14 protein-coding genes are annotated in these 11,965 nt (G+C 60.9%); 11 read left to right on the top strand and 3 right to left on the bottom strand.

What is annotated here, in order from left to right; genetic code table 11:
• Window positions 1-6 precede the first annotated feature (6 nt).
• The 3 genes from T8A63_RS10675 to T8A63_RS10665 are packed head-to-tail and all read right to left on the bottom strand — an operon-like array spanning window position 7 to window position 1,755.
• Complete coding sequence (locus T8A63_RS10675) at window positions 7-1,065, bottom strand: YeeE/YedE family protein (RefSeq protein ID WP_322343764.1); 1,059 nt, start codon at window positions 1,063-1,065, stop codon at window positions 7-9.
• Window positions 1,058-1,396, bottom strand: coding sequence for an ArsR/SmtB family transcription factor (locus T8A63_RS10670; protein WP_067628371.1), 339 nt, complete (start codon window positions 1,394-1,396; stop codon window positions 1,058-1,060). The genes T8A63_RS10675 and T8A63_RS10670 overlap by 8 nt, the downstream gene beginning before the upstream one ends.
• Complete coding sequence (locus T8A63_RS10665) at window positions 1,393-1,755, bottom strand: hypothetical protein (protein WP_322343763.1); 363 nt, start codon at window positions 1,753-1,755, stop codon at window positions 1,393-1,395. Before T8A63_RS10665 ends, T8A63_RS10670 begins: the two co-directional genes overlap by 4 nt.
• A gap of 97 nt (window positions 1,756-1,852) precedes the next feature.
• On the opposite strand from T8A63_RS10665, the gene T8A63_RS10660 reads away from it, so the two are divergent.
• From T8A63_RS10660 to clpX, 11 genes are all read left to right on the top strand, one after another.
• Window positions 1,853-2,590 (top strand): cytochrome c biogenesis CcdA family protein, encoded by a 738-nt coding sequence (locus T8A63_RS10660; protein ID WP_322343762.1) that lies wholly within the window; start codon window positions 1,853-1,855, stop codon window positions 2,588-2,590.
• Between the two features lie 25 nt (window positions 2,591-2,615).
• Window positions 2,616-3,200: a thioredoxin family protein gene (locus T8A63_RS10655; protein ID WP_300051585.1), complete on the top strand. Its 585-nt coding sequence runs from the start codon at window positions 2,616-2,618 to the stop codon at window positions 3,198-3,200.
• Between the two features lie 136 nt (window positions 3,201-3,336).
• The gene (gene soxX, locus T8A63_RS10650) at window positions 3,337-3,810 is read left to right on the top strand and encodes a sulfur oxidation c-type cytochrome SoxX (RefSeq protein ID WP_386279657.1); all 474 of its coding nucleotides are present in this window, start codon (window positions 3,337-3,339) and stop codon (window positions 3,808-3,810) included.
• A 115-nt stretch (window positions 3,811-3,925) separates the two neighbouring features.
• Window positions 3,926-4,345, top strand: a complete 420-nt coding sequence (soxY, locus tag T8A63_RS10645; protein ID WP_322343761.1) for a thiosulfate oxidation carrier protein SoxY — start codon at window positions 3,926-3,928, stop codon at window positions 4,343-4,345.
• A gap of 33 nt (window positions 4,346-4,378) precedes the next feature.
• Complete coding sequence (gene soxZ, locus T8A63_RS10640) at window positions 4,379-4,708, top strand: thiosulfate oxidation carrier complex protein SoxZ (RefSeq protein ID WP_067941571.1); 330 nt, start codon at window positions 4,379-4,381, stop codon at window positions 4,706-4,708.
• A 43-nt stretch (window positions 4,709-4,751) separates the two neighbouring features.
• Complete coding sequence (gene soxA, locus T8A63_RS10635) at window positions 4,752-5,600, top strand: sulfur oxidation c-type cytochrome SoxA (protein WP_322343760.1); 849 nt, start codon at window positions 4,752-4,754, stop codon at window positions 5,598-5,600.
• Window positions 5,601-5,688: 88 nt separating this feature from the next.
• Window positions 5,689-7,389: a thiosulfohydrolase SoxB gene (soxB, locus tag T8A63_RS10630; protein ID WP_067628356.1), complete on the top strand. Its 1,701-nt coding sequence runs from the start codon at window positions 5,689-5,691 to the stop codon at window positions 7,387-7,389.
• Between the two features lie 73 nt (window positions 7,390-7,462).
• Window positions 7,463-8,722: a sulfite dehydrogenase gene (soxC, locus tag T8A63_RS10625; RefSeq protein ID WP_322343759.1), complete on the top strand. Its 1,260-nt coding sequence runs from the start codon at window positions 7,463-7,465 to the stop codon at window positions 8,720-8,722.
• Window positions 8,706-9,761, top strand: a complete 1,056-nt coding sequence (locus tag T8A63_RS10620; protein ID WP_322343758.1) for a c-type cytochrome — start codon at window positions 8,706-8,708, stop codon at window positions 9,759-9,761. The genes soxC and T8A63_RS10620 overlap by 17 nt, the downstream gene beginning before the upstream one ends.
• 121 nt (window positions 9,762-9,882) lie before the next feature.
• Window positions 9,883-10,539, top strand: coding sequence for an ATP-dependent Clp protease proteolytic subunit (locus T8A63_RS10615; RefSeq protein ID WP_322343757.1), 657 nt, complete (start codon window positions 9,883-9,885; stop codon window positions 10,537-10,539).
• Window positions 10,540-10,662: 123 nt separating this feature from the next.
• Window positions 10,663-11,931 carry an ATP-dependent Clp protease ATP-binding subunit ClpX gene (clpX, locus tag T8A63_RS10610; RefSeq protein ID WP_067939575.1) on the top strand — a complete coding sequence of 423 codons (1,269 nt, stop codon included), beginning with the start codon at window positions 10,663-10,665 and terminating at the stop codon, window positions 11,929-11,931.
• Window positions 11,932-11,965 lie beyond the last annotated feature (34 nt).

The raw sequence follows: 11,965 nt of genomic DNA, 5'->3' as shown, positions 1-11,965 counted from the left end.
GACGCGTCAGAAGGCGCTGCGGCGAAATCCTACGATGAGTTGGCGCAGGCCCAAAGCGGCCCCGGCAAAGATCGACGCCAAGGTGACAGGCCCACTGAAGGCCAGCACCGAGATGGCCGAGATGCCTTGCCCGATGGTGCAGCCCATAGCGATCACCGCGCCTGCGCCCATAAGCCCAGCACCAAATATCTGGCGCCGCAGTTCGCGCGGGTCTTCGCAGGCCTCCCAACGGAAATGCCCCTGCCAGAGCGAGCCGAGGAAGGCGCCGACCCAGACGCCCGAGACCGAGCCGATGCCAAAGCTCAACGGGCGGACAGAGCCCTGCATGGCGTAGAGCAGTGTCTCTCCTACCGGGGCGGCATAGCTGTGAGACATGAGTGTCTGTGTGCCAAAGCCGGTCTGTGCCAGCCAAGCCGTGCCCGCCCAGCCCGAGACGATGGCGAGACCGGCGACCACGCTCCAGAAAACCATTCGAAAATCGCGGCAAAAGCTGCGGGCGCTCAGCATAAGGGCACAGATCACCATCCCCACAGCCACGCCGATCATGGCCACCGATCCGCCTGTGAGTGCGGAGAGCGCATGGGCGATGCCATCGGGCGGGCCTGCGTTCAATTGCCGGGGGAAGAGGAACACACGCGCCGGGGCGAGAGGGCCAGAGAGCACGGCAAAGGCCGCCAGCCCCATGACCAAGACAATCACGAAGGCGCGCAGATCACCTCCGCCAAGCCGCGCCAATGCGCCAAAACCGCAGGTGCCCGCCAGCGCCATGCCGTAGCCAAAGATCAGCCCGCCAAAGATCGCGGGCGCCCATGAGAAGGCGATGGTCAGGTGAAAGGCGCGGTCGATGTTGATCAGGCCAAGACCGCCGAGGGTGAAACTGCCCAGCATCGCCACGCCGATGGCCAAGCCCCACATGCGCATTCGGTGGCTGGAGCCGCCATAGAGCAGGTCTTCGATGGCGCCCATTGTACAGAACCGCCCCAATCGTGCGGCAAGGCCCAGCAATACGCCGCCCAATCCACCCAAGAGGGCGGCGGTCAGCGGCTGGCCCAGAAGCTCAATCATCCTTGCAGAACAATTCGTAGACCAGCTCCAGCATCTTGCGCGGGCGGTCATCGGCCAGACGGTAGTAAATCGTTTTACCGTCGCGCCGCGGTGTCACCAAACCTTCGAGCCTGAGCCGCGAGAGTTGCTGCGATACCGCCGCCTGCCGGGTCGAGAGCAGGGCTTCCAACTCGCTCACCGATTTCTCACCCGAAACAAGGTGACACAGGATCATCAAGCGCCCCTCATGGCTGATCGCCTTGAGGAAATTCGATGCGGTCACGGCATTGGTCAGCATGCGGTCCATGTCCTCTTCGGACATGTCGGGTGTCATCACGGGCAGGGCTGTCATTCGGTTGGTTCCTCGAAATCAGTCTTGTCGCGCAATAGCATATTCAGCATGGGCCAGAAAAATTCTGCGCCGGGGTAGCCTTCGAGGCGGCCCAGTTCTGCGTCATCTTCGACCAATAGGAAGGTTGGGGTAAAGACCACCGCGCGCTGGGTGGTGACGCTGTCATCGACGACAGAAATATCAACGCGGCGCAGCGGAGCAAATTCCCCCTCGGCGGTCTTGGGGTAGGCGGGGGCGATCTCATTGTCCCAGCGTTCGCAATAGATGCAGCCGGGCTGTTCGACCATGACCAATTCCACCGCCAAGGCGGGCAGGGCGGTTAGGGCCGCGAGGCTCAGGGCGGTCACTGTGCGGATCATTGGCTTGCCTGATTGACGTTTGGACAACACTCAACGTAATTTGAATATGTGAATTGTTCAAGCGCGGCGACATGTGTCGGCGCAGGCGGGGGGTAACATGTTCGACATCACCTATGCAGGCGCGCTGCTGGCGGGGCTGCTCAGCTTCTTTACGCCCTGCATTCTGCCGATGGTGCCGTTCTACCTCAGCTATATGGCGGGGCTCAGCGTGACCGAGTTGCGCGGCGATGGCGCGATTGCGCCGGGGGCGCAGCGTCGGTTGGTGCTGTCTTCGGTGCTATTTGCGCTTGGGGTCTCGACGATCTTTGTACTGCTGGGCATGGGGGCCACGGCCTTGGGGCAGGTGTTTACCCAATACCTTGAGCCGCTCAGCTGGGTGGCGGCGGCGATCCTGCTGGTCTTTGGTCTGCATTTTCTGGGCGTCATCAAGGTGCCGCTGCTCTACCGCGAAGCGCGGCTGGAGGGCGGTGGCAAGCCCACGTCGATCTGGGGCGCCTATGTGATGGGGCTGGCCTTTGGCTTTGGCTGGACGCCTTGCGTGGGCCCGGCGCTGGCGGCGATCTTGATGATAGCGTCGGGCATGGGGGACATCACGCATGGGGGGCTGTTGTTGTTCGCCTATGGCGTCGGGATGACCGCGCCCTTCGTGGTGGCGGCCCTCTTTGCCAAGCCGTTCCTCAACTTGGCCGCGCGGCATATGGCGCTGGTGCAAAAGGTCGAAAAGGCGATGGGGGTCATGCTGATCCTCTTTGCCGTGCTGATCGTGACGGGCGGGGTGCAATTGATCGCGGATGCGATGATCCGTTGGTTCCCCAGCTTCACGACGTTAGGGTAACCGCAACAAGGAGGAGGACGCCAAGATGATTATCTCAAGGATAGGGGCCGCAGTGGCGGCAGCGGTGCTGGCTTGGCCATTGGCCGCGGCGGAACTGGGCGACGACGGGTTGCATAAGACGGCTTGGATGCGCGACACCTTCAAAGACCTGCGCGAGGATTTGGAGGAGGCCAACGCCGAAGACAAGCGCCTGATGCTGATGTTCGAGCAGCGCGGCTGCATCTATTGCACCAAGATGCACGAGGAGGTCTATCCCGCCCCCGAAATCGCAAATTATATCGAAGAGAATTACTTCGTCGTGCAGCTCAACCTGCACGGGGACATCGAAGTGACCGATTTCGATGGTGAGACCCTCTCGGAAAAGCAGATGGCGCGGAAATGGGGGATTCTCTTTACCCCAACGTTGATGTTCCTGCCCCAAGAGGTGGCCGAAGGCGCAGCCGCGCCGCAGGCCGCGGTGGCGGTGATGCCGGGTGCCTTTGGCAAGGGTACTACGCTGGATATGCTGACTTGGGTCAACGAAGAACGCTACGCCCTCGAAGGCGACGAGGATTTCCAGCGATACCATGCGCGGATGATCCAAGAACGCAGCAATGGCAGCACGGATTAACCCATGAAAAACAGCGCCGCGGATGTAAAGCTATTCAAAAGTTTGAATTTGTTGTTGCGCCGCGCCGCATCCCTGTCTTAGGGTCAGGTAAACCGGATCACACATCACCGTGATCGGCACTGGGAGGAAGTTTTCGATGATGAGATGGATCGCCGCCGCAATTGTGTCGGGCGCGCCCGTTCTGGCCGCCGCTGAAACCGTGGCACCTGCCGACGTGACCTATGATGACTATGGTTCGGTTGAACAATCCTTGACCGGCACGGCCGGAGACGCCGCCAGCGGTGCCGCCATCGTCGGCAACAAAAAGGCGGGCAACTGCGTGGCCTGCCACCAGATCGGCGCGCTCAGCGATGTGCCTTTCCAAGGTGAGATCGGCCCGATGCTTGACGGGGCGGGCGACCGCTGGACCGAGGCAGAGCTGCGCGGCATCGTTGCCAACAGCAAGATGACCTTCGAAGGCTCGATGATGCCCTCCTACTACAAGACAAGCGGATATATCCGCCCCGGCGATGGTTTCACCGGCAAGGCCGGGTCTGAGCCGCTGCCGCCTCTGTTGGACGCCCAGCAGATCGAAGATATCGTGGCTTTCTTGGTCACGTTGAAAGAATAACGCGGGGCCTGCGCAGCCGAGGGGCGGCGGAGGGCTCGACAGATCATCGCGGTCTCGTGCACCGCGGCAATGGAATAACGGCGCAGAGCGCCGCTGACGCATAAGGAGATGAGAGATGAACTTCTCAAGACGTGAAACTTTCGGCCTCGGCCTTGGTGCCGTGGCGCTGACCATGCTGCCCGTGGGGGCCTCTGCCGCCACGGTCGACGAGCTGATCGCGGAATTCACCGGCGGGGCCGATATGGCGGACACCGGCGTGACCCTGACCGCGCCCGAAATCGCTGAGAACGGCAACACTGTGCCAATCTCGGTCGAAGCGCCGGGTGCGTCTGCAATCATGGTGCTGGCCACTGGCAACCCGACCCCGCCCGTCGGCACCTTTAACTTCGGCCCCTTGGCCGGGAGCCGCAGCGCCTCCACCCGCATTCGTTTGGCCGCGACCCAAGACGTTGTTGCCATCGCCAAGCTGGAAGACGGCACATTCGCCCGCACCAGCGCAGAGATCAAAGTCACAATCGGCGGCTGCGGCGGCTAAGCCCGCGCGCCCCTATTTTCAGGAGTTTTCAAAATGGCAGAAGGTGTAACCCCTCGCGTCAAAGTGCCGAAAAAAGCCGAGGCAGGTGAGGTCATCACGATCAAGACCCTGATCAGCCACCCGATGGAATCGGGCCAGCGCAAAGACGGCGACGGCAATGTCATCCCGCGTTCGATCATCAACCGCTTCACCGCTGAGTTCAACGGCGAGAGCGTGATCGACGTGAAGATGGAACCGGCGATGTCGACCAACCCCTATTTCGAATTTGACGCCACTGTGCCTGAGGCCGGCGACTTCAAATTCACGTGGTACGATGACGACGGTTCTGTCTACGAAGAAGTCAAATCCATCACGGTTGGCTGACCCCGCGTCAGCCAGCACCGTGCGTGGAACAGGGAGGAAAGACATGAAATTCAAGGCAATGACCGCGGTCGCGGCGCTTTTGGTGGCCGCCCCCATGCTGGGGATGGCCGATGAGGAGGCCGAGCTTGTCGTCAACGGCGAGATCGAGATGGTGACCAAGACCGATGCGCCTGCGCATCTTGAGGGGGCTTTGCCGGAAATCATGTCTGGCTGGCGCTTCCGCTCGGATGAGACGCAGCAAACGCAGATGGACGATTTCGACAACCCCGGCATGATCTTTGTCGACCAAGCCCAAGCGGTGTGGGACACGGCAGAGGGCAGCGAGGACAAGTCCTGCGCGTCCTGTCACAATGACGTGGAATCGATGGAAGGCGTCCGGGCCGTCTATCCCAAATGGAACGAAGAGGCGGGCGAGGTCCGCACGTTGGCGATGCAGATCAACGACTGCCGCGAGACCCAGATGGGCGCCGAGCCGTGGAAATACGACGGCGGCGACATGACCGCGATGGAGGCGCTGATCTCGGTCCAGTCGCGCGGCATGCCGGTCAATGTGGCCATCGACGGCCCGGCCCAGAGTGTTTGGGAGCAGGGCAAGGAGATGTACTACACCCGCTATGGTCAACTTGAGCTGAGCTGTGCCAATTGCCATGAGGACAACTACGGCAACATGATCCGCGCCGACCATCTGAGCCAAGGTCAGATCAACGGCTTTCCGGTTTACCGTCTGAAGAACACCAAGCTCAACAGCAGCCACGCCCGTTTCAAAGGCTGTATCCGCGACACCCGGGCCGAGACTTTCAGCCCCGGCAGCCCCGAGTTCGTGGCGCTTGAGCTTTACGTCGCCAGCCGTGGCAACGGCCTGTCGGTCGAAGCGCCTTCGGTGCGTAACTGATTTAACATCCGGGCTTTTTGCCTGACATGATCCCGCCCTCTCAACCGGGGGCGGGGCCTTTCCCTGTTTTCAAGTGCTGGAGCGTAACATGCTGTCTCGCCGTGATTTTCTGCAAATGTCCATGGCTGCGGCCTCCATCTACGGCGGCTCGGGCTTCGGCAACTGGGCGCGGCTGGCGGCACAGGACCGTTTCGATCAGGATGCGCTCTTGGAGTTTGAGAAGTTCGGCAATGTCACCCTGATGCATGTGACCGACATCCACGCGCAGCTGAAGCCGATCTATTTCCGTGAGCCATCGGTCAACATCGGCGTCGGCGACAACCCCGGCAAGGTGCCCCATATCACCGGCGAGGATTTCCGCATTCGCTATGGCATCGGCGGCGGCACGCCGCTGGATTACGCGCTGACCTATGACGATTTCGTCGCCCATGCGCAGGCCTACGGCAAGGTCGGCGGCCTCGACCGTGTGGCGACCGTGCTCAACGCGATCCGCGCCGACCGGCCTGATGCGCTGCTTTTGGACGGCGGGGATACGTGGCACGGCTCTATGACCTGTCTCAAGACCCAAGGGCAGGACATGGTCAACGTGATGAACGCGCTGAAGCCCGACGCGATGACCTTCCATTGGGAGTTTACGTTGGGCTCCGAACGGGTGCAGGAGATTGTCGAGGGGCTGCCCTTTGCCGCCCTTGGCCAGAACATCTTTGACCGCGAATGGGACGAGCCTGCGGAACTGTTCAAACCCTACGAGTTTTTCGAGCGCGGCGGCGTGAAGATCGCCGTGATCGGGCAGGCTTTCCCCTACATGCCCATCGCCAACCCCGGCTGGATGTTCCCCGAATATTCCTTTGGCATTCGCGACGAGCATATGCAGGAGATGGTCGACGAGGTCCGCGCGCAAGGCGCCGAACTGGTCGTTTGCCTGAGCCACAATGGTTTCGACGTCGACAAGAAGATGGCCGGGATCGTCAAGGGGATCGACGTGATCCTTTCGGGTCACACCCATGACGCGCTGCCTGAACCGGTGCTGGTGGGGCAGACGCATATCATCGCCTCTGGCTCGAACGGGAAATTCGTTTCCCGCGTGGATCTGGACGTGCGGGACGGCAAGATGATGGGCATCCGGCACAAGCTGATCCCAATTTTCTCGGACCTCATCACCCCCGATCAAGAGGTGGCCAAGTTGATCGACGCGCAGCGCGCGCCTTATCTGGATGAGTTGACCCATGTGGTCGGGCAGTCCGACGCGCTGCTCTACCGCCGGGGTAACTTCAACGGCACATGGGACGACCTCATTTGCGACGCCTTGCTGAGCGAACGCGATGCCGAGATCGCGCTGAGCCCCGGTGTGCGGTGGGGGCCGTCGATCTTGCCGGGCCAAGACATCACGCGCGAAGATATCTTTAACGTTACCTCGATGACCTATCCCAATGCCTATCGCACGGAAATGACAGGGGAATTCCTGAAGGTCGTGCTGGAAGATGTAGGCGACAACCTGTTCAACCCCGACCCCTATTACCAGCAGGGCGGCGACATGGTGCGCGTTGGCGGCATGGGCTTCAAGATGGACATCGCCAAGCCGCAGGGTGAACGGATCAGCGATATGACCCTGCTCAGTTCCGGTGAGCCGATTGATCCGTCGAGGAACTATGTCGTCGCTGGTTGGGCCTCGGTCAACGAGGGCACCGAAGGGCCGCCGATCTGGGATGTGGTCGAAAGCCATATCGCCAAGTTGGGAACCGTTTCCGATGGGGCCCGCACACCGGTGGAAATCGTTCTGCCAGACTGAGAAAAAGCAGAATAGGGGTTCTCACGCGGCAACAAATTCAATAAAATGAATTTGAATATGTGAGGGCCACGATATGACCGACAAAAATCAAAATGGGCCATCGCGCCGTGCCTTTCTAACGGGGGCAGGGGCGGCGGCTGCGGGGACGCTGGCGGGCGGCGCCAGCGCCCAGGCGGACCCGGCGATTGCCATTCATCCTTGGATGCAGGAGTTGGGCGATGGCGTTGACGCCGCGCCCTATGGGATGCCATCGCCGCATGAGGCAGATGTGAAACGCCGCACCGTGGAGTGGCTCACTGCCGATCCGGTTAGCTCGATCAATTTTACGCCGCTGCATGACCTCGACGGGACGATCACCCCCAATGGTTTGTGTTTCGAGCGGCACCACTCTGGCGTCGCCCGCGTCGATCCAGCGCAGCATCGGCTGATGATCCACGGGTTGGTCGACAAACCCTTGGTGCTGACCATGGAAGACCTCAAACGGTTTCCCCGGCAGAACCACGTCTACTTCCTTGAATGTGCAGCGAATTCCGGGATGGAGTGGCGCGGTTCTCAGCTTAACGGCTGTCAGTTCACCCATGGTATGATCCATAACGTCATGTACACCGGCGTGCCACTGCGGCTGGTGCTGGAAGAGGCGGGGATCAAGCCTGAGGGCAAGTGGCTGCTTGCCGAAGGGGCCGATGCCGCCGCTATGACGCGCTCAATCCCGATGGAAAAGGCGCTCGATGACTGCCTCGTCGCCTTCAAAATGAATGGTGAAGCGCTGCGCCCCGAACAGGGCTACCCGGTCCGTCTGGTTGTGCCGGGTTGGGAGGGCAACATGTGGGTGAAATGGCTGCGCCGCATCGAAGTGGGCGATCAACCTTGGCACCACCGCGAAGAAACCAGCAAGTATACCGACCTTCTGGCCGACGGCGTGGCGCGCCGCTTTACTTGGGAGATGGACGCGAAATCGGTCATCACCAGCCCCAGCCCGCAGGCGCCGATCACCCATGGGCCGGGACCGACCGTTCTGACGGGGCTGGCGTGGTCGGGCCGGGGCACGATCCCGCGTGTCGATGTGACCATCGACGGTGGCATCACTTGGCATGAGGCACGGATGGACGGGCCAAGCACGCCCAAAGCGCTGCACCGCTTTTACTATGATTTCGAATGGGACGGAAAACCGTTGCTGCTGCAAAGCCGTGCGCATGACAGCACCGGTTATGTCCAGCCGACCAAGGATGCCCTGCGCGAGATCCGGGGTGAGAATTCGATCTACCACAACAATGGCATCCAGACTTGGGCTGTTGACGCTGACGGAAAGGCTGAAAATGTCGAGATTTCTTAAACTTGCGCTGCTGGCCAGCGCCATGGCCAGCCCCCTTGCCGCCGAGCCTCTGGGCCTTGGCCGCGCCGCCACGCCCGAGGAAATTGCCCTTTGGGACATCGACGTGCGCCCCGACGGTCTGGGCCTGCCTGCGGGCAGTGGCGACGTGATGACCGGCGATAAAATCTACACCGAAAAATGTTCGGCCTGTCACGGGGTCTTTGGCGAAGGTACGGGCCGCTGGCCGGTGCTGGCGGGCGGGCAGGGCAGCCTGTCCGATGCGCGCCCGGTCAAGACGATCGGCAGCTATTGGCCTTATCTCTCAACGGTTTACGACTATGTGAACCGCGCCATGCCCTTTGGCAACGCGCAGTCGCTGACCCATGATGAGGTCTATGCGATCACGGCCTATCTCCTCTATCTCAACGATGAGGTGGATGAGGATTTCGTGCTTTCTTCGGACAACTTTGCCGAAGCGCGTCTGCCGAATGAGGAGGCCTTCAAACCCGATGACCGGGCAGAGGTCGAGTTTAAGGCCTTTAAAGAAGAGCCCTGCATGAGCGACTGCAAACCATCGGTCGAAATCACCATGCGCGCCGCCGTGTTGGATGTGACGCCCGAAGAAACCGCCGCCAAAGCCGCCGCCAAGGCCGAAGAGGCACAAGCCGCCGAACCCACACCCGAAGCGCCGACCGCCGAGGCACCGGCGGTTGAGGTCGCCGAGGCTCCTGCCGCCGACCCGGCGCTTATCAAAGCCGGCGAAAAGGTGTTCCGCAAATGCAAATCCTGCCACCAGATCGGCGCCAAGGCCAAGAACCGCGTCGGCCCGGTGCTGAACGGCATCGTGGATGGCCCGGCGGGTGCGGTCGAAGACTTCCGGTACTCCAAACCGATGGCAGCCGCAGCCGAGGCCGGGCTGGTCTGGACTGAAAGCGAGCTGAGCGCGTTTTTGGCCAGCCCCAAAGGCTATATGAAAGGCACGAAAATGTCTTTCCCCGGTGTGCGCAAAGAAGAAGACATCGACGCGCTGATCGCCTACCTGCGTGATGCGTCGGAGTGATTGCGGCGATTAGAGAAAACTGACGTGCCTGCCCCCCTTGAACCCCCATACCGGGGGGACTAATCTCTGGGTAACAGTTTTGCGGGTATGGTCCCGCGAACAGGGACTGAGGCAGGCACGCATGAACGATCCGATCAACACCTATATGAATACGCTTGTCCCGATGGTGGTTGAGCAAACCAGCCGGGGCGAGCGGTCCTACGATATCTTCTCGCGTTTGCTGAAAGAGCGGATCATTTTCGTCAACGGCCCGATCCACAGCGGGATGAGCCATCTGGTCGTCGCCCAGTTGCTGCACCTTGAGGCGGAGAACCCGACCAAGGAAATCAGCATGTACATCAACTCGCCCGGTGGCGAGGTGACGGCGGGCCTGTCGATCTATGACACGATGCAATACATCAAACCCAAGGTCTCGACCCTGATCTGCGGCATGGCGGCCTCCATGGGGTCAGTCATCGCGATTGGCGGCGAAAAGGGCATGCGTTTCGCGCTGCCCAATGCCGAAGTGATGATCCACCAGCCGTCCGGCGGCTCGCAGGGCATGGCCGAAGATATCTTGATCTCGGCGCGTCACATCGAACGCACCCGTGAGCGGATGTACCAGCTTTACGTCAAACACTCCGGCCAGCCGCTGGATGTCGTGCAAAAGGCGCTCGACCGTGATCTTTGGATGACCCCCGAAGAAGCCAAGGAATGGGGCCACTTGGACGAGATCGTCGAAAGCCGTGGCAAGGCGGATGATGCCGCTGCCAGCGGTAAGGGTAAGAAAGACAAATAATAGAGGGGCCCGGCGCTGCATATTTTGCGATTGTAGCGCCGGGGTCACTGGCCTAAGCTTGAGGCCAAATCTCGCAGCCCCAAGTTCGGGGCGGACATACACGACAGACCTGAAAGGTTTGAGATGGCGAATAATTCCGGCAACGACAGCAAAAACACGCTCTACTGTAGCTTCTGCGGCAAGAGCCAGCACGAGGTGCGCAAGCTGATTGCGGGGCCGACCGTGTTCATCTGTGACGAATGCGTCGAGCTGTGCATGGACATCATCCGAGAAGAGACCAAAGCCTCGGGCCTCAAGGCGACCGACGGCGTGCCGACACCCCGCGACATCTGCGGCGTGTTGGACGATTACGTGATCGGTCAGGCGATGGCCAAGCGCGTGCTCTCGGTGGCGGTCCACAACCACTACAAACGGTTGAACCACGCCCAAAAGGGCGGCGATATCGAATTGGCGAAATCCAACATCCTGCTGATCGGCCCCACCGGTTGCGGCAAGACGTTGCTGGCCCAAACGCTGGCGCGTATTCTGGATGTGCCTTTCACCATGGCCGATGCGACCACGCTGACCGAAGCCGGTTATGTGGGCGAGGATGTGGAGAACATCATCCTCAAGCTGCTGCAATCGTCTGAATACAACGTGGAACGTGCGCAGCGCGGCATCGTCTATATCGACGAAGTCGACAAGATCACGCGCAAGTCCGAAAACCCCAGCATCACCCGTGATGTCTCGGGCGAGGGCGTGCAGCAGGCGCTGCTGAAACTGATGGAAGGCACCGTGGCTTCTGTGCCCCCGCAAGGCGGGCGCAAGCATCCACAGCAGGAATTCCTGCAAGTGGACACGACCAACATCCTCTTCATCTGCGGTGGTGCCTTTGCGGGCCTCGACAAAATCATCGCGGCGCGGGGCAAGGGTTCGGCCATGGGCTTTGGCGCTGACGTGCGTGACAATGACGCGCGCGGCATCGGTGAGATTTTCACCGACCTTGAGCCGGAAGACCTGTTGAAGTTCGGTCTGATCCCGGAATTCGTCGGTCGTCTGCCGGTTCTGGCAACCCTCGAAGATCTGGACGAAGACGCGCTGGTGACCATTCTGACCGAGCCGAAGAACGCTTTGGTCAAGCAATACCAGCGTCTGTTCGAACTGGAAGACACGCAGCTGACCTTCACCGATGACGCGCTGCAAGCGATTGCCAAACGTGCGATTGAACGGAAAACCGGCGCGCGGGGTCTGCGCTCTATCCTCGAAGACATCCTGCTCGACACGATGTTCGAACTGCCGGGGTTGGAGACGGTGACCGAGGTGGTCGTCAACGAAGAGGCCGTTACATCCGAGGCCAAACCGCTGATGATCCACGCCGACAGCGAAAGCAAAGAGCCAGCCAGCGCGGGCTAAGACCCGACGCTAGGCAGAAAGATAGAGGGCGGGC

Origin of the sequence: Sulfitobacter sp. OXR-159, from assembly GCF_034377145.1 — a bacterium.
In the GTDB taxonomy this organism is placed as follows: Bacteria; Pseudomonadota; Alphaproteobacteria; order Rhodobacterales; family Rhodobacteraceae; genus Sulfitobacter.
The sequence above is the reverse complement of the archived record's forward strand: the minus strand, read 5'-3'. Positions and strand labels throughout refer to the sequence as shown.

What these genes read in the sequence shown, in the direction of transcription:
- T8A63_RS10675 (WP_322343764.1), bottom strand. Translation starts at nt 1,065, where the DNA reads ATGATTGAGCTTCTGGGCCAGCCGCTGACCGCCGCCCTCTTGGGTGGA.
- T8A63_RS10670 (WP_067628371.1), bottom strand. Translation starts at nt 1,396, where the DNA reads ATGACAGCCCTGCCCGTGATGACACCCGACATGTCCGAAGAGGACATG.
- T8A63_RS10665 (WP_322343763.1), bottom strand. Translation starts at nt 1,755, where the DNA reads ATGATCCGCACAGTGACCGCCCTGAGCCTCGCGGCCCTAACCGCCCTG.
- T8A63_RS10660 (WP_322343762.1), top strand. Translation starts at nt 1,853, where the DNA reads ATGTTCGACATCACCTATGCAGGCGCGCTGCTGGCGGGGCTGCTCAGC.
- T8A63_RS10655 (WP_300051585.1), top strand. Translation starts at nt 2,616, where the DNA reads ATGATTATCTCAAGGATAGGGGCCGCAGTGGCGGCAGCGGTGCTGGCT.
- soxX (WP_386279657.1), top strand. Translation starts at nt 3,337, where the DNA reads ATGATGAGATGGATCGCCGCCGCAATTGTGTCGGGCGCGCCCGTTCTG.
- soxY (WP_322343761.1), top strand. Translation starts at nt 3,926, where the DNA reads ATGAACTTCTCAAGACGTGAAACTTTCGGCCTCGGCCTTGGTGCCGTG.
- soxZ (WP_067941571.1), top strand. Translation starts at nt 4,379, where the DNA reads ATGGCAGAAGGTGTAACCCCTCGCGTCAAAGTGCCGAAAAAAGCCGAG.
- soxA (WP_322343760.1), top strand. Translation starts at nt 4,752, where the DNA reads ATGAAATTCAAGGCAATGACCGCGGTCGCGGCGCTTTTGGTGGCCGCC.
- soxB (WP_067628356.1), top strand. Translation starts at nt 5,689, where the DNA reads ATGCTGTCTCGCCGTGATTTTCTGCAAATGTCCATGGCTGCGGCCTCC.
- soxC (WP_322343759.1), top strand. Translation starts at nt 7,463, where the DNA reads ATGACCGACAAAAATCAAAATGGGCCATCGCGCCGTGCCTTTCTAACG.
- T8A63_RS10620 (WP_322343758.1), top strand. Translation starts at nt 8,706, where the DNA reads ATGTCGAGATTTCTTAAACTTGCGCTGCTGGCCAGCGCCATGGCCAGC.
- T8A63_RS10615 (WP_322343757.1), top strand. Translation starts at nt 9,883, where the DNA reads ATGAACGATCCGATCAACACCTATATGAATACGCTTGTCCCGATGGTG.
- clpX (WP_067939575.1), top strand. Translation starts at nt 10,663, where the DNA reads ATGGCGAATAATTCCGGCAACGACAGCAAAAACACGCTCTACTGTAGC.